Consider the following 24,453-nt stretch of genomic DNA (forward strand, 5'->3'; position numbering starts at 1 on the left):
CCGCTATGTCAGAAGCCATGGCCGACCGTAAACTGGACCGCAGCCACATGCAGGTAAGCGATGAGGTCGCGATCCAGATCAGCAACATGAACAAGTGGTACGGCACATTCCACGTGCTGCGCGACATTGACCTGACCGTGAACCGCGGGGAGCGCATTGTTATTGCGGGCCCGTCGGGGTCGGGTAAATCGACGCTGATCCGCTGTATCAACCGTTTGGAAGAGCATCAGCAGGGCCAGATTATTGTGGATGGGACCGAGTTGACGAGCGACTTGAAAAACATCGACAAAGTCCGGTCCGAAGTGGGGATGGTGTTCCAGCACTTTAACCTGTTCCCGCATTTGACCATTCTGGAAAACCTGACTTTGGCACCGATTTGGGTTCGCAAGACCCCAAAGAAAGAGGCCGAGGAAGTGGCGATGCATTACTTGAACAAGGTCAAGATCCCCGAGCAGGCGCATAAGTATCCGGGCATGTTGTCGGGTGGGCAGCAGCAACGTGTGGCGATTGCGCGGTCTTTGTGCATGAAACCGCGGATCATGCTGTTTGATGAACCGACGTCGGCGCTTGACCCCGAGATGATCAAGGAAGTTCTGGATACGATGATCGAGCTGGCCGAAGAAGGCATGACCATGCTGTGCGTGACGCATGAGATGGGCTTTGCGCAGGCCGTGGCCAACCGTGTTATCTTTATGGACCAAGGGCAGATTGTAGAGCAAAACAATCCGCACGACTTCTTTAACAACCCGCAGTCCGAGCGGACCAAGCTGTTCCTGAGCCAGATTTTAGGCCACTGATCAAAGGGAAGGGGGCGCTGCCCCCTTCTTTGCCTTACGGCAAATTCAACCCCCGGGATATTTTCGCCGAAAAGAAAGCGGGGGGCTTTGTTGGGCTCTGGCCCCGTTAAATTGCTTGGGGTCAGGGTAGCTCATTGCTTCACTGGCGGCAGTAAAGGCGGGTTGAACTCAAAACTGCACGCGGTCTGCGACAGTCAGGGACGGCCCCGCACCCTGTTTCTGACCGCAGTATTCAGTCCCAGCATCTGGTGGATCGGATTTAGGATGAATCGATCTGGCTCTGAAGTCCAGATCTTGCAGATGTATTCGTAGGGTGTGAGCCCACCGAGGGTCTTGAGGCTGCGAGCAAAGTTGTAGGCTGCTATGAAGTCCGCGAGATGGGTGCGGCGTTGGTTGTGGTCGTCGTAGTGGAAACGCTTGACCGTCGCGTCTTTGATTGTGCGGTTCATGCGCTCCACCTGACCGATGGTCCACGGATGGTTTGGCTTGGTAAGGCGATGTTCGATACCATTGGCCTCACAGATCATGTCGAAACGCATTGGCCTTGAATATGCGGTGTTGCGATTGCGTGGTTGCTCAGCGAACTGGATGTCGTTGTCCATTGCCCGGCAACACATCCCTGCATGTGTAAAAGGGGGGCAAAATGGTATGGACGCGATAAGGCACTGCTTCGAGCAAGATCTGCAAGAACTCCCAGGCGGTCTTCCTGTCTGCCTTCTCGACGAGTTGGGTCACGGCAAACTAGCTTGTGCGGTCAATGCCCACGAATATATAGAGCTTGCCTTCAGCGGTCTGGACCTCGGCAATGTCGATATGAAAGAAGCCGATGGGGTAGCGCTTGAACTTCTGACGCTTTGGTTTGTCACCTTCCACATCAGGTAACCGAGAAATGCCATGACGCTGAAGGCATCGATGCAAATCTGAACGCGTCAAATGCGGGATCGTCGGTTGCAGCGCATAGAGACAGTCGTCCAGCGGCAACAATGTAGGCCGTCTGAATGCGACGATGGTCGCCTCCTCGGCTTCGGTCAAGGCAGTTGAGCGCGGCTCCCTCGGTCCGGTCTTGAGGTGTCTTCCACGGTCCGGCGTTTGCACCACTTCGCTACAGTGTTGGGGTTGATGCCCAGCTGCTTGCTCAACTGCGTGAGCGAAGCTTGCGATCGCTGTATTGCAGCTCTGACGGCGTGCGTGGCCGTGGCGCGCCCGTAACGAACTTGTCCCATAATGCTTTCTTCCATTCCTGAGAAAGGATTGCACCATCAAACCATGGAATCAAACACCTAGGGTAAGCCTTGACCGATTTAGGCGACAATTTCGCGCGGGATGATGAAATCGAGCGCGGCACCCGTACCCAAGGTGACATCCTTCCAATCATCGACCATGAAATCGACGACAAGTGTGGCGCCGGTTGGATAGCGGTGGAATTCAGGGTTAACGGGCGCGCGTGTGACAAGCCGGGTGGCAAATTCGGAAATGCCGGGGTTGTGCCCGATCATCATCACCGTGTCGGCCGTGGCATGACGCAACACTGCCAGCATAACGTCTGGTCCCGCCTGATACAGCGCGGGTTTCAGATCCAGCTGTGGCGATCCGGGCAGGGCTGGGGCCATGCCGGAAAACGTACTGCGGGTGCGGATGGCATCCGAGCAAAGCACCTGCGCGGGCACATAGCCGCGCGAGGCAAGCCATTGGCCAAGGTCGGCGGCGGCCAATTTGCCGCGCTCGTTCAGCGGGCGGTCATGGTCGGGGGTGAGCGGGTCATCCCAGCTGGATTTGGCATGGCGGGTCAGGATTAGACGTTTGGTCATTTGTGAAATTGCCTCATGTGATAGGCCGACTGTTCTGGCAGTCTTGCATAGGCTTGGGAGATTGGGCAAGCGCGACGATTGCCGCAGCCGTTATTCATGCAACCGGCCCCTTTGGGGGTGTCCAGAAAGGCGTGGCAAGCGGGCAGATCATAGCCTTGCGCGTTCAGCGCATCTGTCGGGCAGGCCGTAAGGCAGGGCTTTGCGGAGCAGCTATCGCAAGGTTTGGGCCGCTGGGGCGGCAGGTCTATCGCCGTTTTTAGTGCTAATGCCCCGCGATAAGAGGCAAAGAGGCCCATCTGGTCATGCACAAGCAAGCGCACAGGGCTGTCCCATGCGCGCCCCGAGCGCAGCGCCCATTGGTAAAACGGGTGCCACGGCGGGCCGCCAAAGGGAAAAACGGCCTTGGCCCCAAGGTCGCAGGCCACTTGGCCGATGGTCCGGCGCGACCAGCGATCTAGGGGATCGGGCGCACCGTCTTTCCATTCGCGCGCTGCGGTCAGATGCGGCCAAAAGCCCGGCTCTGCCGGCCCGATCAGCAGCAGGGTGCGGGTGCCTTTGGGCAAGGCGGGGTCATCCTGCGCGGCAAACCCGCCCATCACTGCAAGGCGATGCGGTTGCAGCACTGCCGCAATGGCGGCCAGATCGGTCATTCGGCGCGTATTTTCACCCGGGGTTCCACCGTGGCAGACCGGATCAGTGACCCTGCGCCGTGGTCGGTGAACAGCTCCAACAGGCAGGCGTTCTGGATGCGCCCGTCAAGGATAACCACCGCCCGCACACCTTGTTCAATCGCCATCAGCGCGGTTTCGGTTTTGGGGATCATGCCACCGGCGATAATCCCTTTTGCGGTCAGATCGCGCACCTCTTCGGGGGTGAGTTGGGTAATCACCTCGCCATCCGCGTTTTTCACGCCGGACACATCGGTGAGCAGCAACAAACGGTCAGCTTTCAGCGCACCGGCAATGGCACCCGCCGCTGTGTCGCCGTTGACGTTAAAGGTTTCGCCATTGTCGCCGGGCGCCACGGGCGCGACCACGGGGATGATGCCTGCATTGAACATATCACGCAAAACCTGCACGCGCATATCGCGTGGGCGGCCAACAAAGCCCAGTTCGGGGTCGTCATAATCGCAGACCATCAGGTCGTCATCCTTGCCGGAAATGCCAACAGCGCGGCCCCCTGCATCATTGATCGCCTGCACGATGCGCTTGTTCACAAGGCCGGACAGCACCATTTCGACCACTTCGACGGTGGCGGCATCGGTTACGCGCTTGCCGCGAATAAACTCTGACTTAATGCCTAGTTTGCCAAGCAAGCTGTTGATCATCGGGCCGCCACCATGCACCACAACCGGGTTCAGGCCAACCTGCCGCATGAAAACGATGTCTTGGGCAAATTCTTCCATCGCCTCATTGTCACCCATCGCGTTCCCGCCAAATTTGACGACGACAATCGCACCGGAATACCGCTGCAAATAGGGCAAAGCCTCGTTCAGGGTGCGGGCGGTTGCAATGGAATCACGCATATTGACTAACTGCTTTTTCATGATGGGGTTCCTGTTGATCTTGCTTTTGGTAGCGGCTTTCGCAGCAACTGCCAAGGGTAAGTGGCGGGGCTTGCGCCCAAGGTGCAAAAGCATAGGGTGGCGCAAGATTTGAGAGGGAGCAACCAAGTGGCCGAACAAAAAACGCTGGTATTGACGGGGGCTAGTCGCGGGATTGGCCATGCCACGGTCAAACGGTTTTCGGCCGAGGGCTGGCGGGTTTTGACCTGTTCACGCCAAGCGTTTGATCCGCGCTGCCCCTGGCCCGGGGGCGAGGAAAATCATATCCAGATTGATTTGGCCGACCCGAACAAGACCATCGCAGCGATCGAGGTGATCAAGCAAAAGGTGAACGGGCGGCTGGATGCACTGGTCAATAACGCGGGGATTTCGCCGAAAGGCGAGGGGGGGAAGCGGCTGAGCACGCTGGAAACCGACCTGCGGACATGGGGGCATGTGTTCCATGTTAACTTTTTTGCCTCGGTCATTCTGGCGCGCGGGTTGCAGGCCGAATTGGCCGCCGCAAAAGGGGCGATTGTGAATGTGACCTCGATCGCGGGGGTGCGGGTGCACCCGTTTGCGGGGGCGGCCTATGCCACGTCCAAGGCGGCGCTGGCCGCGCTGACCCGCGAAATGGCGCATGATTTCGGGCCCTTGGGTGTGCGGGTGAATGCGATCGCGCCGGGCGAGGTGGAAACGGCGATCCTGAGCCCCGGCACGGACAAGATTGTGGAGCAATTGCCGCTCCGCCGCCTTGGGCAGCCGTCAGAAGTGGCCGATGCGATTTGGTTCCTGTGCTCGCCCCAATCCAGCTATATCTCGGGGACCGAGATTGAGGTGAATGGGGCGCAACACGTGTAGCGGCTATTCCAAGGTCGCGATTGTGGCCCGCAGGGTTTCGATGCCAAGACCCTTTTCCGACGAGGTTACGATCAGCTCGGGGTAGGCCGCCGGATGCTTTGACAAGGCCATGCGAGTTTGGTCGATGTTTTTGTCCAGCTCGGCCTTACTGATTTTATCGGCCTTGGTCATCACGGCTTGGAATGTCACGGCGGAACGGTCGAGCAGATCCATGATCTCTTCATCGACCGATTTCACACCGTGGCGCGAATCGATCAGGACAAAGGCGCGACGCAGGGTTTGGCGGCCGGACAAATAGCTTTTCAAAAGGGCCTGCCATTTGGCGACAATGGCAACCGGCGCCTCGGCATAGCCATAGCCGGGAAGATCGACCATATAGCGGATATCGCCCAAGGCAAAATAGTTGATTTCTTGGGTGCGGCCCGGGGTATTTGAGGCGCGCGCAAGGCTTTTACGACCCGTCAAGGCGTTGATAAGACTTGATTTTCCGACATTTGAGCGGCCCGCAAAGCAAACCTCGATCCGGTCGGCAGGTGGCATGCCAGACATCGCGACCACGCCTTTGACGAAATCAACAGGGCCTGCGAACAAAAGCCGCCCAGCCTCGCGTGCGGCAAATTCGGGCTCGTCGGCCAAAGGAAAAGGAAGTGTGGTCACAAGAGGGTCCCCTCATCATTCACGGAAATTTGGCCACCGGTTTTTACCACGGCATAGACGCCAAAATCTTGGTGCCCATAGGCCGAGTTGAGCGCGCCAAGCGTGTCGGCATCAACCTGTCCGGTGGTGGTATTCGTCATGGTGGCGCGGCAGCGGGTGATCCGTTCTTTCACGGTTAGAACGGCGGTGCCGATTTGGATGTCACGCCCGATCCAATCAAATTCGGCTAAGGCAATAGGGCCGTCAAGCCACAGGTTGCCGCGAAACCGGTCTTGGGACAGCGGCTGGCCAACCAACCGTGACAATGCATCAAGAGAGGCTTGTGTCAGGATCGATACGGACGGGAAATCGCTATCGGTCAGACCTTGGGGGGCCGAGACGATACGGGCCGGCTGTGCGCGGTCGGTTGGCGACAAGGGCGCAAGCCAATCCAGAAAGGCAGGCAGGTCGGTTGGATCATCGGGGCGAAAGGTCAGATCGGGCTGGTCGGGGTGGTGGAGCGTGACCTGATCCCCGTGCAAGTCGCAGGTTATCGCCATCAGCTTGGGCGCTTTGGCCCCGCGGTGGAAATTGTTGCAAGGGTTCCATCCCGGCACCAGTTTTGCCGCCTCATGGGCGACAGCCCAGCGGCGATCACTGGGCAGGCAGGCCCCAGCCAAAAGCAGAACGGACGCGAGATCCTCGCGTCCGTGTGCTTTGATCGGGTGACGGCATATCCGGGAGAGCCGTAGCGTCATTTTTTCCCTGTCTTTTTGGTAACCACCGGCTTTGGTGCCGGTTTGCGGCTAAGGCTGGCTTTGATATTTCCAAAGATATCAGGCGTATGGCCGTGGCTGCGCATGATCAGGAACTGCTGTGCAAAGGTGATCAGGTTGTTCGTAATCCAGTACACCACCAGCCCGCTTGCGAAACTGCCCAGCATGAACATGAAGACCCACGGCATCCATGCAAAGATCATCGCTTGAGTCGCGTCGGTCGGTGTCGGGTTCAGTTTTTGCTGCATCCACATCGAAACACCCAGCATAATCGGCAAGATGCCGATGAAAACCGTTGCCATCAACGAGTTGGCATCCGGGGCGGCCCAAGGCAGGGCACCAAACAAGTTAAAGATCGATGAGGTGTCGCGGGCGGACAAATCGGTCAACCAACCAAAGAAGGGGGCGTGGCGCAGCTCTAGCGTCACGAAGATCACCTTATATAGCGAAAAGAAAATCGGGATCTGGATCAGGATGGGCAAGCACCCAGCCGCCGGATTGACCTTCTTTTCCTTGTAAAGCGCCATCATCTCTTTTTGGAGCTTTTGCTTGTCGTCGCCAGCGCGTTCCTTCAACTCTTCCATCTCGGGTTGCAGCTCTTTCATCCGCGCCATCGAGACGTAGGATTTATAAGCGAGCGGGAAGACCAGCGCCTTAAGCAAGAAGGTCAGCGCGATAATGGCGAGACCCATGTTGCCGATCATGGCGTTAAGCCAGTGCAGAACAGCAAAAATCGGTTTGGTAAAGAAGAAGAACCAACCCCAATCAATCGCATCAATAAAGCCTGCGATGCCGCCTTCGTTTTCGTAGGTGCGCAGGGTTTCCCATTCTTTGGCACCCGCAAACAAACGCGAAGACGCGGCAACAGTTGCGCCTGCTGCAATCGTAATCAGCGGCTCACGGGTTTCGGTTTGGAAAATATCGGCGCTTGGGACATATTTGATGACCGAGGTGAAGGGCTTGCCCTGTTCGGGGATCAATGCGGTCATCCAGTATTTGCTGGTAAAGCCGATCCAGCCGTCTGTGGTTGCTTCGCGCACTTCGGCCAAGGCCGCCTCGCGGTCAACCAAGGGCAGCTTGGTCGCGTCTTTGTACTTGATTTCTTCCAAAGTGCCGTCGGCGCGCGACACAACACCTTCGTGGCTTAGATAAAACCCTTCAAGGTCGGGGGGGGTGCCGTGACGTGCAACGATGCCATATGGCGAAAGGCTGACATCGGCACCGCTTTGGTTGCTGACGCTTTGTGCAATCGTGAACATGTAGCGGTTATCGACCGATACAACGCGCTGAAAGATAAGGCCTTTGCCGTTATCCCATTGCAGGGTCACAGGCGTTTCGGGGGACAAGCCGTTGGTGCCGATCTGCGACCAAAGCGTATTCGCGCCGGGCACATCGTCAAAGCCGAGCGCGCCTGCAGGGGTCCAGCCGAACAGGGCGTAATAGGGGTGCTCTTCGCCAACCGGAGAGAGCAGCGTCACGATACCGGACTTTTGGTCAATAGTGTTGGTGTAGGATTTCATCGCTAGGTTATCGATGCGGCCGCCCAGCAAGGAAATCGTGCCTTTCAGGCGGGGTGTGTCGATGTCCAATCGCGGCGCTTCGGCCCGTTCGGCTTGAGGGGTGGCATCTGTGCCTGCCGTGGCCACCGCCGGTGGGCTTTGGGCCTCGGTCGTGGTGGCGACGACTGCCGGTGCGTTGGGATCAACCACAGCGTCTTCTGGTGGGAATAAGACAAACCACACCAGAATCACAAGGAAACTGAGGACTGTCGCGAGGATGAGATTTTTGTTTTGATCGTCCATCTGGGACTAACACCGTTCCTGTTCAGGGTCAGCGGTGGTTCAACGATAGGGGACACAAAAGGTCAAGGCCTTTTCCCCCATTTGGGCGGTTTGGGGCCGTAAAACCCCAGCAAAAAGACCGATACTTGGCAAGCGTTGCGAAACGGAGTCCAGAATCGCTTTTTCCGGGGCTGTATGCGGCATGCGAAACATGTCTAGATCGGCAAGGTTCAGCGCGCGCGTGTCCCGATTTGAGGAAGCTTTGAGCGGCTTGCCTGCTGTTCGACAATCCATTTTTCCGTATCTTCAAATGGCATTGGACGGGCAAACAGAAATCCTTGAACATGGCCACACCCAAGCTGTGCCAACATTGCATGTTCGCCCCGCGTCTCAACCCCTTCGGCAAGGGTTTCAAGCCCCATGCGTTCGGCCAGCGACAAAATGCCCGACACCATTTTCTGTTGCTCGCGGTCTTCATCGACTTTGGTGACAAAGCTGCGGTCAATCTTAATGCGGCGCACGGCAAAGCGGCGAATGTTGGTGATTGACGCGTGGCCGGTTCCGAAATCGTCCAGATCAATGCCGCAGCCCAGTTTTGCCAGCGCCGAGATGTTGTGAACGATGACGTCATTGTCGGTTTCGGCAATGACCGTTTCAAGGATTTCAACGCAAAGGCGGTCCGGGGTCAGGTCAAACCGGTCCAGTTCCCATTTCAGTTTCTCGGCAAGGCGTGGGTTGCGCAGCTCGGCCGATGAAAAGTTAACGCCGACATTGGGAACACGAAGACCGGCCTTGTCCCAGCGCACCAAGGCGGCAAGCGCGTGGTACAGCATCACCTCGCCCAATCGTTCCGACAGGCCAGCATCTTCAATCGCAGGCAGAAATTCGGCGGGAGAGATGAGGCCGCGGTCGGCATGATGCCAACGGGCGAGCGCCTCAAAGCCGGAAATAGCGCCTGTATCGGTACAGATCTGCGGTTGGAAATGCGGGCGAATGTGCCCTTCATCCAAGGCGGTTTCCAACTCTCCGCGAAAAGCATCACGGTCGGCCCGTTTGCGCGCCATTCCGGGAACAAAGGCGCGTATCGCACCGGGGCCATTGCGCCGCGCCTCGTCTGCCGCGACTTGGGCCGAATCGAGCAAAGACGCACCCGTTTGCAAGGGCGATTTCGCGCCAAGGCAAAATCCGATAGAACAGGTTACGTAAAGGCGCGCGGCATCCACACTTATCGGGCTGGCCAAGGCGGATTGAAGTCGTGCTGCGACCTGAATCATCGACTCAAGGTCGATGCGCCGCAGCGGGGCCAAAGCAATGGCAAACCCACCCCCTTCCAGTCGCGCAACAACATCCCCTTCACGCAGCGCTGCGCAAAGCCGTTCCGCACTGCGGGCAAGCACCTCGGTTTGAACCGCGCGCCCGTGACGATCCAGCAAAATGTCGGCATCATCAAACTGAACAACAAAACACGCCGTGTTTTTTCCCGTGATGGGTGTATCCCGCAGCGTGGTTTCCAGTAACTGTGTAATATGCGAGCGCAAAGCCAGCCCGCCAAGTGGATCGGGGATCGCGGCAAAGCGCCCGTCTGCGCTGCGAAACACCCCTGCAAGGGCGAATAGGACTGGCAAGCCGAGGGCGGTCACCATCAAAATGACCTCTCCCCCCGCCCAATAGGCAATGAGCGATGCGGCAGGCAGGAACACCAAGAATTCGGGGCGGCGTAAGTGGCGCCCAAGTCGGTTGACCAACCCAAATCTGTTGTCAGCGTCTGGCTTTTGGCGCGGTTCGTGCATGTCATATCCCTTTTGCCCAACAAGGGAGTAGACGCCCCTGGTTTTTGTGACGCTAAGGGCAGGGTCTAATTGACCCGTTAATGTCGTGCGAAAAGATACAAACAATTCTAATGAGTTCAGTGCTGAACAGGCCTGACATGTTCTTTTACATATATATATCAAAGACTTGTTTTGGTATATTCTCTGTGAGAAACATGGCCGGCGGGCAGTTTTCGGCGCTTTGAATCTTATCAGCTAGGGTCTTTTTGCGATCCGGGGACGGGGTCGTAGCCCGTTCCGCCCCATGGATGGCAGCGGCAAATGCGGTGCGCCGTAAGATACCCGCCCTTGAGGCCGCCATGTTTTTCCAAGGCCTCCATCGCATAGGCCGAACAGGTCGGTTGAAACCGGCAGCCGTGACCGACCCAAGGGCTGAGCAGCAGGCGGTAGGCGCGAATAGGCAAGGCAAGGGCATGAGCGAGGGGGGTCATTTGCGCGCCGCGTCAGGCTGGCCGTGAATGCGGGTCAGTGCGGTGCGCAGATCGGACAAAAGATGGGCATAGTCCCGCTCAATCGTCGCATTTGGTCGGCCAACCAAGACGTAATCCCAGCCCGGGTGCCCTTCAACAGTCAACACCGCGCGGGCAAGCTCTCGCAGGCGGCGCTTGGCCCTGTTGCGGGCAACGGCGTTGCCGATTTTCTTGGAGCAGGTAAAGCCTACCCGAACGGCCGCGCTGTTATCATCGCGCGCACGCGCCTGAAGCATAAACCCTTGGCTACCTTGCCGTCTTGCAGAAGCGGCCCGCAAAAAATCAGCGCGCTTGCGTAAGACTTGTAGGGTGTTGGGCGCGCAAAACGAAACCGCCGGTGACAAGCTGGGGATCGCATCACTGCACAGTCCCTTTGCCTCCGGCGGTATCATGTTAGCTAGTCCTTTAAAAAGCAGGGCAGACAATCACCCCAGCCGATTAGGCCGACAGCTTTTTACGACCTTTGGCACGACGCAGGTTCAATACATTGCGTCCTGCTTTAGTCGACATACGAAGACGAAAGCCATGGCGCCGCGCGCGGACCAGGTTCGACGGTTGAAAAGTGCGCTTCATCGCGGAGCTCCATCACATTTGCAGACACAGCGTTTTCGGGCGGGATTCGCCACGAACCAACTGGCCGCGTCTATTCGAAGCCCGTCCTTTACGCATCCCTTTGGCGCAAGTCAATTCATGCGCGGCGAAAATCCTGCAACATTTCGCGCTTATTCGCCGTTAAGGTGCCCCTGCAGCCCTGCGAATGTTTCAATAAGGGATGTTCCGGTGCCAAATCTGTCACCGCAGATCAAGGCCACGTGAACAGGGTGCCACAAACGCGCTCTTTGGTCCAGTTATAGGGTAGGTCATGTTCCAGACGTTCAGCGGAGAAAGTGATGCCTACAATGCCCCTAAACGATACCGACAATGCTGTGCCCAAGTCAGGTTTGGCGCAGAAACTGCCTATTTTCATTATTCTGGCGGTCGCTGCCGCAGGTGCCTTCTTTTTGCGCGATCAAATCAGCTTTGCCGCCTTGGCCGAGAATCGCGAAGCGCTGATTGCCTTTCGCGATGCCAATTATGTGGTGGCCGTGCTGGCGTTTGTGGCGGCCTATACGGCCATTGTCGGGTTTTCATTGCCGGGGGCGACGATTGCCACGCTAACGGGTGGTTTTTTGTTTGGCACCTTTCCAGGGGTGTTTTTCAATGTGACAGGGGCCACGCTTGGCGCGATTGCCATCTTTATGGCGGCGCGCACAGGATTTGGGGCCAGATTCGCGGAAAAGATTGAAGGCAAGGGCGGGGCGGTGGCCAAGTTGCAGGCTGGATTGCGCGAAAATGAATGGTCGGTGCTGTTTTTGATGCGGCTGGTGCCTGCGGTGCCGTTCTTTTTGGCCAATCTTATTCCGGCATTCGTTGGCACGAAGCTGTCGCGCTTTGCGATCTCGACTTTCTTTGGCATTTTGCCCGGTGCTTTGGTCTTTACATCCGTGGGGGCCGGTTTGGGCGAGGTGTTTGCGCGGGGCGAGACGCCGGATTTGTCGATTATCTTTGCGCCCCATGTGCTGGGGCCGATTTTGGGGCTGGCGGCACTGTCGGCGCTGCCGATCATTTTGAAATTGTTTCGTAAAAAGGCGAATTGACCCATGGAAACCATCACAACGGATATTTGTATTATTGGTGCGGGGTCGGGAGGGTTGTCGATTGCGGCGGGCGCGGTGCAAATGGGCGCGCGGGTTGTGCTGATTGAAGGCGGCGAGATGGGCGGCGATTGTCTGAACGCAGGCTGTGTGCCGTCCAAGGCGCTGATTGCGGCGGCCAAGCATGCGCATGCGATGACCACGGGGGCGGCGTTTGGGATCACGCCTGTGGTGCCAGAGATCGATTTTGCCAAGGTTAAGGACCATGTGGCGGCGGTGATAGAAGGCATTGCGCCCGTTGACAGTCAGGAACGGTTTGAGGGTTTGGGCGTGCGGGTGATCCGCGACTGGGCCAAGTTTACCGGACCGGATGAGGTGACGGCGGGCGGGTATCGCATCAAGGCGCGCCGCTATGTGGTGGCCACAGGGTCGCGCCCTTTTGTGCCGCCAATTCCGGGCATTGAGACCGTACCCTATCTGACCAATGAGACGATTTTCGCGCAACGCGAGCGGCCCGCGCATTTGATTGTTATCGGGGGTGGCCCGATCGGGATGGAAATGGCGCAGGCGCATCGCCGTTTGGGCTGCGCGGTGACGGTTGTTGAAGGGGCCAAGGCCTTTGGCCGCGATGATCCGGACGCTGCCGCTGTGGTATTGGCCAAAATGCGCGGGGAAGGGGTGGAGATATTGGAAGACGCCCCCGTCGTGCGCGTGGGAGGTCATGAGGGCGCAATCGAGGTTGAGATTAAAGATGGTCGTGTCGTGACAGGCACGCATTTGCTGATGGCTGTTGGGCGGCAAGTGTCGCTTGAGGGTTTGGGGCTGGACGTGGCGGGCGTGGAGCATACGCGCAAAGGTGTAACGGTTGGCGCGGACCTGCGGTCAAGCAACCGCAAGGTTTATGCGGTGGGGGATGCAGCGGGCGGGCTGCAATTTACCCATGTTGCGGGCTATCATGCGGGGGTTGTTATTCGCCAAATGCTGTTTGGGTTGCCGTCTAAGTCTGGCACGGCGCATATCCCTTGGGCCACCTATACCGACCCAGAACTGGCGCAGGTTGGCCCGACCGAGGCCGAGGCGCGCAAGGCTTATGGCGAGACCTTGACGGTGGTGCGGTTTCACTATGCTGAAAATGATCGCGCGCAGGCGGAGCGCAAAACCGATGGGTTTATCAAGGTGATGGTGGTCAAAGGGCGACCTGTGGGTGTGACGATTGCCGGCGCGCAGGCAGGTGAATTGATTGGCCTATGGGCAATGGCGATTGCCGCAAAGCTGAAGATGGGGGCAATCGCTGGAACCGTTTTGCCCTATCCCACGTTAAGCGAAGTGTCGAAACGCGCGGCAGGGGCCCATTTTTCGCCAACATTGTTTGAAAATCCAATGGTCAAGCGTATCGTAGGGCTGGTACAACGCTTTGTGCCATGACGGTTATCTGCGGGTGACGCGACGGGGAGGGCTGTCTGCCCTCCCCGAACCCCTCCCGAGGATATTTGTGAACAGAAAAAGGCAGGTGTTGGTTTGGGGATTAAGCGGTCGGGATTTTTGAACACGCTATCCGGGCGGTTTTTGCTGCTGACCGTGGCCTTTGTCATGCTGGCCGAAGTCCTGATTTTTGTGCCCTCGATTGCGCGGTTCCGCGAAGATTATTTGCTGTTGCGGCTGGAAAAGGCGCAGATTGCGTCGTTGGCATTGCTGGCAACGGATGGGATGATCAGTGCCGAGCTTGAGGCCGAATTGCTGTCGAATGCTGGTGTGTTGAACGTGGTTTTGTGGCGCGACCAGATCCGGCAGCTTATTCTATCATCGCCGATGACCGAAGAAATTTCGGCGACTTATGATTTGCGGACAGCAACACCATTGTACCTGCTGCGCGATGCCTTGGTGGTGTTGGTCGACAGTCATGATCATGTGGTCCGCGTGATCGGCAATCCGGTGCAGCAGGCGGGGTCGCTGATTGAAGTCACGATGCCAACCGCGCCTCTGCGTCAGGCGATGATTGAGTATGGGTTGCGCATCCTTGTCCTGTCGGCGCTTATTTCGGCCGTGACGGCGACGCTGTTGTTTCTGGCGGCGCGGCGGTTGTTGGTGCAGCCTATTCGCCGCGTGGTGGACCATATGGCACTTTATGCGGATGCGCCCGAGGATGCGCGCAGGGTGATCAAGCCGACATCGCAGGTGGTCGAGTTGCGCGAGGCAGAGGATGCCTTGTTAAGCCTGCAAACCCAAATGACCGGCGCTTTGCGGCAAAAAGAGCGGCTGGCGCAGCTGGGTTCGGCTGTGGCGAAGATCAGCCATGATTTGCGCAATATCCTGACCACGGCGCAGCTGTTTGCCGACCGGATAGAGCGCAGCGCAGATCCGGCGGTGGCGCGCATTGCCCCCAAACTGGTTGGGTCCATCACACGCGCTGTATCGTTGTGCGAATCGACACTGGCCTTTGGCAAGGCCGAAGAGCCGCCGCCGCGCCTGTCACGCGTAGCCCTCGGCCCCTTGATCGAAGAGGTGATCGAGGCCGAAGCGCTGGGTGAGCGGGACGGTGTAACCTGTTTGGTTGATGTGCCAATCGGCATGACCCTGCGCGCTGATTCTGAACAGCTGTACCGCATTTTGGCCAATCTGATGCGCAATGCCATGCAAGCGCTGGAGGCTACGGGCAAGGACGGTGTGATCGAGGTGTCGGGGGGCGAGACCGATGCGGAATGGTGGATCAAGGTCGGTGACACGGGGCCGGGGCTGCCAGCGCGCGCCCGCGATCACTTGTTCACCGCGTTTCAGGGGGGCACGCGCAAGGGCGGGTCGGGTCTTGGGCTTGCGATCGCGTTTGAGCTGGTGCGCGGGCATGGGGGGCGGTTGGACTTGCTGCGCAGCGATGAGGCAGGGACAGAATTTATGATTCATCTGCCGAAAAAAGACGGGTTGACCGATACGATCGATTAAAACGGGCAACTTGTTGTTTTCCCCTCTTGCAATGCCCAGCGTGGGGCGTTACATCGCCCCCACTACGCACCCGTAGCTCAGCTGGATAGAGCATCAGACTACGAATCTGAGGGTCGGGCGTTCGAATCGCTCCGGGTGCACCATTTCCCTTTCATATTCGCCAATCGTACAACGATTTCATATGCTTGTCGCCTCCCTCGGTCCACATTAAGGTCCACAGGAGGTTCACATTCATGGGTGTTACAGTGACGCTTAAGTATTTGAGCGAGCTGGGCGGGGGCCGTTGGGAGTATCGGCGGCGGGTGCCAGAATCGGCCAAGGCCGTGGTTGGAAAGTCTGAATGGAAGCGCGTCTTCAGTGCGCGGAACGCGGCGGGTGTCGCACGGGGTCACGCCAAGGTTGACGCTGAATTCATCGCTGAGATGAGCTTTGCTCTAGACGGCCTAAGTCCTGCACCCGGCTCAGCGTCCCCTCGGAAGGCTTTCGAGGTTGCCCTGAGGAGGGCTGAAGGTTTGATTGCCGGGGCGGTTGGTCTTGACGACGATGAGGTGCGCGCCATCATGGCGGAGGGGATTGCTGCGGCCTATCCTGTTGACCCAGAAGATGGTACTGCGCTGGGCATCTCACCCCCGATGACGCTTTGACGATCAAGGCCCTGATGAACCCCGTGAAAGGCGCGCCGGGGTACTCATTAGGAGATGCTAGAGAACTTTACTTTAACGAACGCATAGGGGCGGGTGATGACCCGAGAAGGCAGGAAGCGCGTAAGCGTTTGGCAAAGGTGTTTGTACGGGCTGCTGCGGCTGGGCTTCCCGCCTCCACCTTGCTTGTTAATTTGACAAGGCAACACGCGCGGGCGGTGCGGGACCATATACTCACTTATGATAAGGCTGGTGGTGGAAAGATCGGCCCCGACTCAGTGAAACGGGACCTCGCCATGATGAAGGCCTTGATTGGCCACGCCCTCCGAGAATTTGATTTGAAGAAGACTGCACACAACCCCTTTGAAGGGCTGGAAATTGGCGCTGCATCAGGCAGGGAAAACGAGATCGCCGCGTGCGACAAGCGGGAAGGGGTCGTCGTCTGAGGGCGTGTTCAGTTTGATCATGGGTTCGTCTTCTACAACGTATTTCGAACAAATTGCTCAACTCGCAGACCGTGTTCTGGCCGAGTCAAAGTCAGCGATATCATCTGCCTGAGAGGGTCGACATCATCAGCGCCTGATTAGGCTGGCTCGCTGTCACACAACAAGTTCAACACTATATTGAGGTGGGGCTCTGTTTCGGACTTTCAGGCTACTTAAGTGTTTCACGAGAAACCATGCGGATTTGGGATCGCTTGCTTGCATCAATTCGAGGATCGTCAGGTTTTCACACGATCCAGCCAGCCTTCGGTAGAACACGTTATGGGATGCTCACTGGCTTCAATTTCTGCCAATTAGCATCCCAATAATGTTCCAATACGCCGATTTTATATTTATCTAACGTATTGATTTTGATATAAAAACTATACCGAAAGGCAGATGTATTTCATCTCCAGATAGTCTTCCATTCCGTGGTGGCTGCCCTCGCGGCCAAGGCCGGATTGTTTGACGCCGCCAAAGGGAGCGACCTCGGTCGAGATGATTCCGGTGTTCACACCAACGATGCCGTATTCAAGGCCTTCCTGCACGCGCGTTACGCGGCCGATGTTTTGGGCGTAGAAATAGGCGGCAAGGCCAAAGATCGTGTCATTGGCGTAACCGATGACCTCTTCTTCGGTGTCGAATTTGAACAAAGGCGCCATCGGGCCAAAGGTTTCTTCCTTGGCGACGATCATGTTTTGGGTCACGCCGGTGACGATAGTGGGTTCAAAATACGATCCACCCAGCGCGTGGCGTTTGCCGCCTGCAACCACTTTGCCGCCTTTGGCAATTGCATCGGCGATATGTTCTTCGACTTTTTCCACGGCGGCCACGTTGACCAAGGGGCCAAATTCGACCGTTTCGGTCAAGCCATCCCCCACGCGGGTTTTGGCCAAGGCTTCGCCCAGCTTTTTCGCAAAGGCGTCATAAACCCCAGCTTGCACATAAATTCGGTTTGCGCAGACGCAGGTCTGGCCGTTGTTGCGGAATTTCGACGCCATCGCACCTTGCACGGCTGCATCCAGATCGGCGTCATCAAACACGATGAACGGCGCGTTGCCGCCCAGTTCCATCGAACATTTCATCACCTGATCGGCGGCTTGTTTCAGCAAGATCCGCCCGACTTCGGTGGACCCTGTAAAGGTCAGTTTGCGCACGGTATGGTTTTCACAAAACTCTTTGCCGATGTCTGACGATTTCTTCGAGGTGATGACCGAGAAGATCCCTTTGGGCAGGCCCGCACGATCCGCCAAAACGGCCAGCGCAAGCGCCGAAAGCGGTGTTTCTGCGGCAGGGCGGGCGACAAAGCCGCAACCGGCAGCAAGGGCGGGGCCGCATTTGCGCGTAATCATCGCATTTGGAAAGTTCCACGGCGTGATCGACCCCACAACCCCGATGGGCTGCTTCAACACTGTGATGCGCTTGTCTTTCATATGGCCGGGGATGGTTTCGCCGTAAACGCGCTTGGCCTCTTCGGCAAACCATTCGATGAAGCTGGCACCGTAGGCGACTTCGCCCTTGGCCTCGGCCAGTGGTTTGCCCATCTCGGCCGTCAGGATCGCGCCCAGATCATCCTGGTTCGCCATCATCAGGTTGTACCAAGCGCGCAGAATATTGGCGCGTTCCTTGGCGGTGCGGCTGGCCCAATCTTTCATCGCGATTTCGGCGGCGGCAATGGCGCGGGCGGTTTCCGCACGGCCAAGGTTCGGCACAGAACAGATCACATCATTGCGGGCGGGGTTGGTCACGTCAAAGGTCGCGCCGTCATCGGCGTCGATCCATTCGCCTGCCACATAGGCTTTTGTCACCAGCAGGCTTGGGTCTTTCAACATCGCGCGCAAATCGGTTGCGGTGGATTTTGCAGTCATTGCCATTCGGGCCTCCCATTTTGGTTTGGCATATGCAAATCATGGGCGAACAGGGAAGTCCAGTTCCCCGACAAGATTGGAGCTATCATGGATATGGATCTGGCCTATGCCAATGGCGCGTTTATCGCGGATGCCGCCACTTATCCGCCAAAATGGGCCGCAGCGGCGGCGGCGTTTCGTGAGGAGTTGGGCGCGCGGGCGCGGTTGGGTTTGGCTTACGGGGCGGGCGCACGGCAGCAGTTTGATTTGTTCATGCCTGTGGGGGTGCCGCGCGGGGCGGTGACATTCATCCACGGCGGCTATTGGTTGCAGTTTGACCGGAGTCTGTGGTCGCATCTGGCGGCGGGCGTGGTGGCGCGGGGCTGGGCCTGTGCGATGCCGTCCTATACCCTCGCCCCCGATGCGCGGATTGGACAGATGACGCAGGAAATGGTGGCTGCCGTGGCCGCGATTTCGGCGCAGGTGGCCGGGCCGATGGTGGTGACGGGTCATTCGGCAGGCGGGCATTTAAGTGCGCGGATGGGCTGCGCGGATGTGGATGTAAGGGGCGTTGTGCGGGTTGTACCTATTTCGCCCCTGACAGATTTGGAACCGATTGCTCTGACCAAGATGCAGGAAGCCCTGCGTCTGGACGCAGTTGAGATTGAGGCCGAGAGCCCCGCGCGCCACCCCTTGCGCCAAGGTGTTCAGGCGCATGTCTGGGTTGGCGGGCAGGAACGCCCCAGCTTTTTGTGGCAAGCGCGCCTGCTGTCCGAGGCATGGGGGTGCGATTGGACCGTAAGCGCGGGCAAGCACCATTTTGATGTGATTGATGCGCTGCAAGACCCGAATTCGGATTTGGTTAAGGTGCTGGTCGGCGGGCTGTGACGGGGTTTAGGTTGCGGGGCGCAAGACCACCAGCGCCGCTGCATAGGCCAGCAGCGCCATTGCAACCACGCCTGCAATAAACAGCAAGAACGCCGCCCCCAGCGCCCCCATCGCAGGGGCGAGGCCCGCAAACGGAGCCACCAAGGCGCCCGTCACGATCACCCAGCCAAGGGTCAGCCCGAACCAGACGATCATCGCCAAGCCAGCCCCGCCAAGCAAAAACCGTGCGCGCTGGGCCGTTGCGGCATGGCTGCGCAATCCGCGGCGCAGCGCGCGGAACTGGCGGCCGACATCAGCCTGTACCGCCAGAATGGCTGGCACCAAGACCAAGACCAACAGCATCCCAAAGCCCAACCCGTAAACCAAGGTAATCACCGTCGGGCGCAGGAATTCTGCTTGTGATGACCGCTCATACAGCAGGGGGGTAAGGCCCATGACGGTGGTCGCGGTGGTCAGGAATACTGGGCGCAAACGGTCAGCCACGGCATCAATGATCGCCGGATACAGCCCGCGCTTTTCGGAATATTCGTCGATTGTGGATACCAAGACGATGGAATCATTGATAATAATCCCTGTCATCCCGATCATGCCGACAATGGAAAAGATCGAAAGCGGCACGTCCCACGCATTATGCCCATAAATCGCGCCGATCATGCCAAAGGGGATCACGACCATCACAACCACGGGGCGGGTCCAGCTGGCAAAGACCCATGCCAGCACCATGTAAATCCCCAACAGGCAAAAGATCAGGCCAAGGGTCGCATCGCCCAGAAATTCGCGTTCCTGTTCGGCAAGGCCGGACTGGCGGGTGGTCACGCCGAAATCCTGTTCCAGCTTTGGCAAGATCTCCTCGGTCATGGCCCGCTGCACCTCGGCGGCGCGGGCGGGGTCATCTTCGGAAATGTCACCCGAAACGGTCACGATGCGCAGGCCATTTTCGCGGCGGATGGTGGAAAACCCCGATCTGCGGTCGACCGTCACAATATCGCCCAAAGGCACATAAACGCCGGGCGACGCGCGCAGCAGCGTGCTTTCCAAAAAATCGGCGGTCAGTTCCGATTGCGGCAATTCCACGCGCACCGTTGCCGTGCGTGGCCCATCGGGAAAGGTTGCGGCTTCGATGCCGTTCAGGCGTTCGCGCAGGTTGCGGCCCAGCGTGTCGATGCCAAACCCCAAGGCCTGCCCTTGCGGCGTGAGTGACAAGATCAGCTCTTCCTTGTCATAGGCAAGGCTGTCTTCGAGTGCCGACACTTCGGGGAACGGGGTCATCGCGGTTTTCAACGCCTCGGCTGCGGCCTTGAGCGTGGTGGCATCGGCGCCGGAAATATCGACCGATAGGGCATCGCCGCCCGGGCCAAAGCGGCCCCCGCGAAAGCTGAGTTCCTCTAGCAGCGGGTGCGAAACCACTTCGTCTTGCAGGTCGGCCACAAAGGCCGAGGAAGTATAGCTGCGGTCATCGGGGTCAATCAGTTCCATCGCAATGCCGCCCAAAAGGTCGGCATCTTTGGTGTCGGCGCTGGACAGTCCGCGCCCGGATCCGCCGCCGATTTCGGCCATCACAAAGGTTGTGGGGTTCAGCCCATGTTCGGCCGTGTAGCGGGCTGTCACCGCATCGGTGGCGCGCTGCAATTCGCGCATCATGGCAAATGTATCGTCGCGCGTGGCCGAAGGCAGCATCGAGAAATTACCCGTGACCGAGGATTGTTCAGGCGAGTTGAAGAAGCGGAATTTCAAATCGCCGCTGATGAACAACGCGGCTTGGGTCGCCAGCAAAAACACCGCAAAGGCGATGGTCACAGCCCGCCCACGGATCACCAAGGCGGTAAAGGGGCGGATTGCGACGCGGATCAGCCATTGCAGGCCTTTGTTCATTTGCCGCGACGGCCAGTCATACCACGCCTCTTCGCGGGCGGCGCGCAAGGCGTGGGCCATATGGTTGGGCAGGATCAAAAAGCATTCCACAAGGCTTGCCATCAGCACCGCGATCACGGTGAAGGGGATGTCGGCAATCAAGGTGCCAAACCGCCCGCCAATCGTGACCAAGCCCGCAAAGGCAATCACCGTGGTGAGGGTCGAGGCGATAACAGGCATGGCCATGCGATTGGCGGCGTTTTCCGATGCTTCAATCGCCCCTTCGCCCAAGTGACGCGCGCGAAAATCGGCGTGTTCGCCCACGACAATCGCATCATCCACCACGATGCCAAGCGTGATGATCAGCGCGAACAGCGAGATCATGTTGATGGTCAGCCCAAAGGCATACATGATCGCCACCGCCGCTAGCAGTGACACCGGAATCCCCGCCGCCACCCACAGCGCCGTGCGCGCGTTCAGGAACAAGAACAGCAAGGCCACGACCAAACCAAGCCCCATAGCTGCGTTATCCAGCAGCAATTCCAACCGTGCCGAAATGTATTCGGCCCGCGCGCGCACCAACTCGACCTTAACCTCGGGTGGCAGAAGGGGGGTCATTTTGTCGACCACCGTTTGCACATTCGCCTGCATTCGGATCGCATCGCCCGTGTCGTTGCGATCAATCCGCACGGTCATTGCAGGATTTGCACCGACATAGGTTGCACGCCCACGGTCAGCAGGTTCATTGCGTACGCTGGCCACATCGCCCACCGTTAGGGTGGTGCCATCGCTGGCTTGGCGCAGCACAATCGCGCGAATTTGGTCTGCCGTTCGCGCCTCTTGCCCCGTGCGCACGCGGGATGCACCGCCGCCCACTTCGCCAGCGGGGGCCGAGCTGGTAGCCGCCGCAATGGCCGCCGCAATTTCAGCCATCGTTACGTCATGGCGGATCAGGTTAACCGAAGGCACCTCGATCCCGATCTGCGGATCTGCCATCCCCTGAATCGTGGTGCGGGTGATGCCTTGGTCAAACAGGCGGGCCACAAATTCATCCGCGAACCGGCCCAACTGGTCGACCGCAACGGGGCCGGTGATGACCACATCGGTCACACGGTCGCGCCACGCTCCCCGCCGGACCACGGGGTCATCGGCATCGGATGGCAAGGTATTGATGCTGTCGACCGCCGATTGCACATCTTCGGCGGCTTGTGACAAATCGGTGCCCGGCTCGAATTCCAGCGTGATCCGTGCGGACCCTTCAGAGGCAAGCGACGTTGCATCCGTCACCCCGTCGACGGTCAAAAGAGCGGGTTCCAAGACCTGCACAATGGCGTGGTCCACATCTTCGGCCCCAGCCCCGTCCCAGGCCACGGCAACGGTCACTTCCGAGATAATGACATCGGGGAAAAACTGCGCGCGGATACGGGTGGTGGCCGCAAGCCCCGCGACGATCATCACCGCCAACAGCAGGTTTGACAGCGTATGATGCCGCGTGAAATACGACAAAATGCCCTTGGCCCGACCTGTGCGCGGCTTTGCCATTGTCAGCCCCCCATCCGGCTTTCCAGCCGTTCAATCACGCGGGACGGCACTTTTTCTTCGGCCAATTGTGCAAGGATGCGGGTTTTGGCCTCGGCGGGCATGCGGTCATTGCCTTCGACAAATGCAATAAGGGCGGCGCGGCGTTCAGGGGTCAGATCAACAAATTCGGGTTGGGCGGCGGCTTGGGCCTGCACATCGGGGCGCACGGGTTTTACCTTGATCCCCGCGCCCAAAAGGGGCGACAGTTCGCGCACCACATCGCGGCCCGCAAGGCCTGCGGCGGCCAGAATGACCTGATCGCCCTGACGGCGCAGCAAGGTTGCAGGCAGGGTTTCCAAGCGGTCATCCACGCCCAAGGCCAGCACGGACCCATCGGCACCGTAGGCACTGGCGGGCAAAACGACGATAGACGTCAATTTTGGTTCCGACACGCGCGCGGTGACAAAATCACCGGGGCGAAAACCGGGGGCAGAGGCAAGCGTGGCATAGACCAAGCGCCCCGTCTGCCCTTCGCCCACCGCAGCGCCCACCCGTGATAATTGGCCCGTGGCCACCAGTTCCGCGCCCGAAACTTCAAGCGCGGCGGTGACATCGGTTGGGATTAGCTGGCCATTGGCATCAATCAGGCGCGCGAATTGCGCTGTGGAAATGCGAAAGGACACCTCAAGCGCGTCAGGGTCGATCAAATCGCCGATCCGTTCGTTTGCCCCCAGAATGCGGCCTTGAACCGTCGTGATGCCGCTTAACACCCCGTCAAATCCGGCGAAAAGTTCGGTATCGCCCAAGGCGCGTTCGGCCTCGGCCAGTGTAATCGCTTGGCGCGACAAAGCGGTTCTGGCTTGGTCCAGCCGCGCCTCGGCTGCTGCAAGCGCAGAGCGACGTGACAGCACAGCCTGATCCGATGCTGACGCCGCAAGGGCTGCGGTTTCTACCGCCGCCGCAGACCCGACACCGCGTTTTTCAAGGTCTAGCTGGCGGGTCAGGGCTTGGGCGCGCAAATCGGCTTGGGCTTGGGCTGCGGCCACATCATCGCGGGCCAGAATCAGCGCGCGGTCGGCATCGCGCAGTTCTGCCTCGGCCCGTGCCATATCGGACGCGGCAAGGTCACGCGCGGCTGTTGCATCCGCAGGGTCAAGCCGCAACAACAACTGGCCTGCCTTGACCGAAGCCCCGTCTTCGACCCCATCGCCAAGGGCAATAACCTTACCTGCACGCGGCGCGCGCAGTTCCAAGGTGCGGCGGGACCGGACCTCGCCAAAGGCGGTTAAAACCGGCGCAAAGTCAGATTCAACGGCAGACACCACATTCACCGAAAACACCCGTTCGCGGGCTTGTTGCGGCGGGGCACCGCCTGCCAACTTTGCCTCAAACGCGCTGCGAATGGTTTGACCCGCCAGTGCCAACAAGCCCAGCGTTACTGCCACTAAAAATAGCCCGGTCAACGAGCGTCGAAAAAACCGCATTTGCGCACTCCGGCCGAGGTCATCTTAAGGTATACGCCCTGTGCGGGCGATTGGATGAAAACCATGTGTTAGCTGATACTACGTCGGAACAACGGCATTCCGTCGCGCGCTGCGCAAAAAACTATTTGCGGCGCTGATGTTCATCCAGCCGTGGCATGATTTCCACAAAATTGCAGGGGCGATGGCGGTAGTCCAGCTGCCAGCGCAAAATTTCGTCCCAGGCATCGCGGCACGCCCCCGGGCTGCCCGGCAAGGCAAACAGATAGGTGCCATTGGCCACGCCCCCCGTGGCGCGGCTTTGCACCGCCGACGTGCCGATTTTTTGCATGGAAACGATGGTGAACACCGTCCCAAACGCCTCGATTTCTTTTTCATAGACATCGCGGTGCGCCTCGACCGTGACATCGCGCCCCGTTAGGCCCGTGCCGCCGGTGGACAGGATCACGTCGATATCAGGGTTCGCGCACCAATCGCGCAACTGGCTGGCAATTTCGGCGCGCTCATCGCGGATAATGGTGCGGGCGGCAAGCACATGGCCTGCTTCGGTTATCCGCGCGACCAGCGTGTCGCCCGATTTGTCATCGCCGCTTTGGCGGGTATCCGACACGGTCAGAACCGCGATGCGGACAGGCAGAAAGGGTTTGGTTTCATCAATTCGTGACATGGT

Annotated in this window: 22 protein-coding genes, 1 tRNA gene and 2 pseudogenes; 10 read left to right on the forward strand and 15 right to left on the reverse strand. The window is 58.7% G+C overall.

The genetic code is table 11. The annotated features are described in order from the left end of the window. Positions 1–5 precede the first annotated feature (5 nt). Complete coding sequence (locus tag G560_RS0113890; protein WP_022704910.1) at positions 6–797, forward strand: amino acid ABC transporter ATP-binding protein; 792 nt, start codon at positions 6–8, stop codon at positions 795–797. Positions 798–941: 144 nt separating this feature from the next. Further along, positions 942–1,025, forward strand: a pseudogene (locus G560_RS21765) (IS5/IS1182 family transposase); the annotation flags it as partial. Here G560_RS21765 and G560_RS20725 read toward each other — a convergent pair. The 4 genes and pseudogenes from G560_RS20725 to argB form a co-directional block, all read right to left on the reverse strand. Beyond that, a pseudogene (locus G560_RS20725) lies at positions 992–2,020 on the reverse strand (IS481 family transposase). The pseudogenes G560_RS21765 and G560_RS20725 overlap by 34 nt on opposite strands. Positions 2,021–2,098: 78 nt before the next feature. Then, entirely contained in the window at positions 2,099–2,605 is a 507-nt protein-coding gene (locus G560_RS0113905; RefSeq protein ID WP_022704911.1) for a SixA phosphatase family protein, read from the reverse strand. Next, complete coding sequence (locus G560_RS0113910; RefSeq protein ID WP_022704912.1) at positions 2,602–3,255, reverse strand: hypothetical protein; 654 nt, start codon at positions 3,253–3,255, stop codon at positions 2,602–2,604. The genes G560_RS0113905 and G560_RS0113910 overlap by 4 nt, the downstream gene beginning before the upstream one ends. Further along, entirely contained in the window at positions 3,252–4,151 is a 900-nt protein-coding gene (argB, locus tag G560_RS0113915) for an acetylglutamate kinase (RefSeq protein WP_028914106.1), read from the reverse strand. The genes G560_RS0113910 and argB overlap by 4 nt, the downstream gene beginning before the upstream one ends. 126 nt (positions 4,152–4,277) lie before the next feature. Here argB and G560_RS0113920 point away from each other — a divergent pair, with 126 nt between their 5' ends. Continuing rightward, positions 4,278–5,009 (forward strand): SDR family NAD(P)-dependent oxidoreductase, encoded by a 732-nt coding sequence (locus G560_RS0113920; RefSeq protein ID WP_022704914.1) that lies wholly within the window; start codon positions 4,278–4,280, stop codon positions 5,007–5,009. Positions 5,010–5,012: 3 nt separating this feature from the next. Here G560_RS0113920 and yihA read toward each other — a convergent pair whose 3' ends face one another. The 7 genes from yihA to rpmH all read right to left on the reverse strand — a co-directional run bounded on the left by yihA (position 5,013) and on the right by rpmH (position 11,074). Then, positions 5,013–5,666, reverse strand: a complete 654-nt coding sequence (yihA, locus tag G560_RS0113925) for a ribosome biogenesis GTP-binding protein YihA/YsxC (protein ID WP_022704915.1) — start codon at positions 5,664–5,666, stop codon at positions 5,013–5,015. Beyond that, on the reverse strand, positions 5,663–6,403 hold the full coding sequence (locus tag G560_RS0113930; RefSeq protein WP_022704916.1) for an MOSC domain-containing protein: 741 nt from the start codon (positions 6,401–6,403) through the stop codon (positions 5,663–5,665). The genes yihA and G560_RS0113930 overlap by 4 nt, the downstream gene beginning before the upstream one ends. Continuing rightward, positions 6,400–8,223 (reverse strand): membrane protein insertase YidC, encoded by a 1,824-nt coding sequence (gene yidC, locus G560_RS0113935; RefSeq protein WP_022704917.1) that lies wholly within the window; start codon positions 8,221–8,223, stop codon positions 6,400–6,402. The genes G560_RS0113930 and yidC overlap by 4 nt, the downstream gene beginning before the upstream one ends. A 209-nt stretch (positions 8,224–8,432) precedes the next feature. Next, positions 8,433–9,992 (reverse strand): putative bifunctional diguanylate cyclase/phosphodiesterase, encoded by a 1,560-nt coding sequence (locus G560_RS0113945; RefSeq protein WP_022704919.1) that lies wholly within the window; start codon positions 9,990–9,992, stop codon positions 8,433–8,435. Between the two features lie 230 nt (positions 9,993–10,222). Further along, positions 10,223–10,462 (reverse strand): membrane protein insertion efficiency factor YidD, encoded by a 240-nt coding sequence (yidD, locus tag G560_RS20730; protein ID WP_081647668.1) that lies wholly within the window; start codon positions 10,460–10,462, stop codon positions 10,223–10,225. After that, the gene (gene rnpA, locus G560_RS0113955) at positions 10,459–10,893 is read right to left on the reverse strand and encodes a ribonuclease P protein component (protein ID WP_022704921.1); all 435 of its coding nucleotides are present in this window, start codon (positions 10,891–10,893) and stop codon (positions 10,459–10,461) included. The genes yidD and rnpA overlap by 4 nt, the downstream gene beginning before the upstream one ends. Positions 10,894–10,939: 46 nt before the next feature. Then, positions 10,940–11,074 carry a 50S ribosomal protein L34 gene (gene rpmH / locus G560_RS20735; protein ID WP_081647669.1) on the reverse strand — a complete coding sequence of 45 codons (135 nt, stop codon included), beginning with the start codon at positions 11,072–11,074 and terminating at the stop codon, positions 10,940–10,942. A 317-nt stretch (positions 11,075–11,391) separates the two neighbouring features. Here rpmH and G560_RS0113960 point away from each other — a divergent pair, with 317 nt between their 5' ends. The 6 genes from G560_RS0113960 to G560_RS0113985 all read left to right on the forward strand — a co-directional run bounded on the left by G560_RS0113960 (position 11,392) and on the right by G560_RS0113985 (position 16,159). Beyond that, entirely contained in the window at positions 11,392–12,138 is a 747-nt protein-coding gene (locus G560_RS0113960) for a TVP38/TMEM64 family protein (RefSeq protein WP_081647670.1), read from the forward strand. A 3-nt stretch (positions 12,139–12,141) separates the two neighbouring features. Then, entirely contained in the window at positions 12,142–13,560 is a 1,419-nt protein-coding gene (locus G560_RS0113965; protein WP_022704923.1) for a dihydrolipoyl dehydrogenase family protein, read from the forward strand. Between the two features lie 165 nt (positions 13,561–13,725). Next, positions 13,726–15,072 (forward strand): sensor histidine kinase, encoded by a 1,347-nt coding sequence (locus G560_RS0113970; protein ID WP_050525324.1) that lies wholly within the window; start codon positions 13,726–13,728, stop codon positions 15,070–15,072. 66 nt (positions 15,073–15,138) lie between these two features. Next, positions 15,139–15,215, forward strand: a tRNA-Arg gene (locus G560_RS0113975). A 90-nt stretch (positions 15,216–15,305) separates the two neighbouring features. Beyond that, a complete protein-coding gene (locus tag G560_RS0113980; RefSeq protein WP_022704925.1) occupies positions 15,306–15,716 on the forward strand; it encodes a hypothetical protein in 411 nt (136 codons plus the stop codon). After that, entirely contained in the window at positions 15,713–16,159 is a 447-nt protein-coding gene (locus G560_RS0113985; protein ID WP_155947291.1) for a hypothetical protein, read from the forward strand. The genes G560_RS0113980 and G560_RS0113985 overlap by 4 nt, the downstream gene beginning before the upstream one ends. A 419-nt stretch (positions 16,160–16,578) precedes the next feature. Here G560_RS0113985 and G560_RS0113990 read toward each other — a convergent pair whose 3' ends face one another. Further along, positions 16,579–18,069, reverse strand: a complete 1,491-nt coding sequence (locus tag G560_RS0113990; RefSeq protein WP_022704927.1) for an NAD-dependent succinate-semialdehyde dehydrogenase — start codon at positions 18,067–18,069, stop codon at positions 16,579–16,581. Between the two features lie 81 nt (positions 18,070–18,150). Between G560_RS0113990 and G560_RS0113995 the strand changes: the two genes are divergently transcribed. Then, complete coding sequence (locus G560_RS0113995) at positions 18,151–18,930, forward strand: alpha/beta hydrolase (RefSeq protein ID WP_022704928.1); 780 nt, start codon at positions 18,151–18,153, stop codon at positions 18,928–18,930. A gap of 6 nt (positions 18,931–18,936) precedes the next feature. On the opposite strand, the gene G560_RS0114000 is transcribed toward G560_RS0113995, so the two are convergent. From G560_RS0114000 to moaB, 3 genes are all read right to left on the reverse strand, one after another. Further along, complete coding sequence (locus G560_RS0114000) at positions 18,937–22,323, reverse strand: efflux RND transporter permease subunit (protein WP_022704929.1); 3,387 nt, start codon at positions 22,321–22,323, stop codon at positions 18,937–18,939. A gap of 2 nt (positions 22,324–22,325) precedes the next feature. Then, positions 22,326–23,786 (reverse strand): efflux RND transporter periplasmic adaptor subunit, encoded by a 1,461-nt coding sequence (locus G560_RS0114005; protein WP_022704930.1) that lies wholly within the window; start codon positions 23,784–23,786, stop codon positions 22,326–22,328. Between the two features lie 121 nt (positions 23,787–23,907). Further along, positions 23,908–24,450, reverse strand: a complete 543-nt coding sequence (gene moaB, locus G560_RS0114010; RefSeq protein WP_022704931.1) for a molybdenum cofactor biosynthesis protein B — start codon at positions 24,448–24,450, stop codon at positions 23,908–23,910. Positions 24,451–24,453: the final 3 nt, after the last annotated feature.

It is taken from the genome of Pseudorhodobacter ferrugineus DSM 5888 (genome assembly GCF_000420745.1).
GTDB classification, from domain to species: Bacteria; Pseudomonadota; Alphaproteobacteria; order Rhodobacterales; family Rhodobacteraceae; genus Pseudorhodobacter; species Pseudorhodobacter ferrugineus.

Bases quoted from the DNA above. Each gene is read 5' to 3' on its own strand.
- moaB (WP_022704931.1), bottom strand. From the start codon at position 24,450: ATGTCACGAATTGATGAAACCAAACCCTTTCTGCCTGTCCGCATCGCG.
- G560_RS0113970 (WP_050525324.1), top strand. From the start codon at position 13,726: ATGCTGGCCGAAGTCCTGATTTTTGTGCCCTCGATTGCGCGGTTCCGC.
- yidD (WP_081647668.1), bottom strand. From the start codon at position 10,462: ATGACCCCCCTCGCTCATGCCCTTGCCTTGCCTATTCGCGCCTACCGC.
- G560_RS0113890 (WP_022704910.1), top strand. From the start codon at position 6: ATGTCAGAAGCCATGGCCGACCGTAAACTGGACCGCAGCCACATGCAG.
- G560_RS0113995 (WP_022704928.1), top strand. From the start codon at position 18,151: ATGGATATGGATCTGGCCTATGCCAATGGCGCGTTTATCGCGGATGCC.
- G560_RS0113965 (WP_022704923.1), top strand. From the start codon at position 12,142: ATGGAAACCATCACAACGGATATTTGTATTATTGGTGCGGGGTCGGGA.
- rnpA (WP_022704921.1), bottom strand. From the start codon at position 10,893: ATGATACCGCCGGAGGCAAAGGGACTGTGCAGTGATGCGATCCCCAGC.
- G560_RS0113990 (WP_022704927.1), bottom strand. From the start codon at position 18,069: ATGGCAATGACTGCAAAATCCACCGCAACCGATTTGCGCGCGATGTTG.
- argB (WP_028914106.1), bottom strand. From the start codon at position 4,151: ATGAAAAAGCAGTTAGTCAATATGCGTGATTCCATTGCAACCGCCCGC.
- G560_RS0114005 (WP_022704930.1), bottom strand. From the start codon at position 23,786: ATGCGGTTTTTTCGACGCTCGTTGACCGGGCTATTTTTAGTGGCAGTA.
- G560_RS0113905 (WP_022704911.1), bottom strand. From the start codon at position 2,605: ATGACCAAACGTCTAATCCTGACCCGCCATGCCAAATCCAGCTGGGAT.
- G560_RS0113930 (WP_022704916.1), bottom strand. From the start codon at position 6,403: ATGACGCTACGGCTCTCCCGGATATGCCGTCACCCGATCAAAGCACAC.
- G560_RS0113910 (WP_022704912.1), bottom strand. From the start codon at position 3,255: ATGACCGATCTGGCCGCCATTGCGGCAGTGCTGCAACCGCATCGCCTT.
- G560_RS0113980 (WP_022704925.1), top strand. From the start codon at position 15,306: ATGGGTGTTACAGTGACGCTTAAGTATTTGAGCGAGCTGGGCGGGGGC.
- G560_RS0114000 (WP_022704929.1), bottom strand. From the start codon at position 22,323: ATGGCAAAGCCGCGCACAGGTCGGGCCAAGGGCATTTTGTCGTATTTC.
- G560_RS0113960 (WP_081647670.1), top strand. From the start codon at position 11,392: ATGCCTACAATGCCCCTAAACGATACCGACAATGCTGTGCCCAAGTCA.
- G560_RS0113945 (WP_022704919.1), bottom strand. From the start codon at position 9,992: ATGCACGAACCGCGCCAAAAGCCAGACGCTGACAACAGATTTGGGTTG.
- yidC (WP_022704917.1), bottom strand. From the start codon at position 8,223: ATGGACGATCAAAACAAAAATCTCATCCTCGCGACAGTCCTCAGTTTC.
- rpmH (WP_081647669.1), bottom strand. From the start codon at position 11,074: ATGAAGCGCACTTTTCAACCGTCGAACCTGGTCCGCGCGCGGCGCCAT.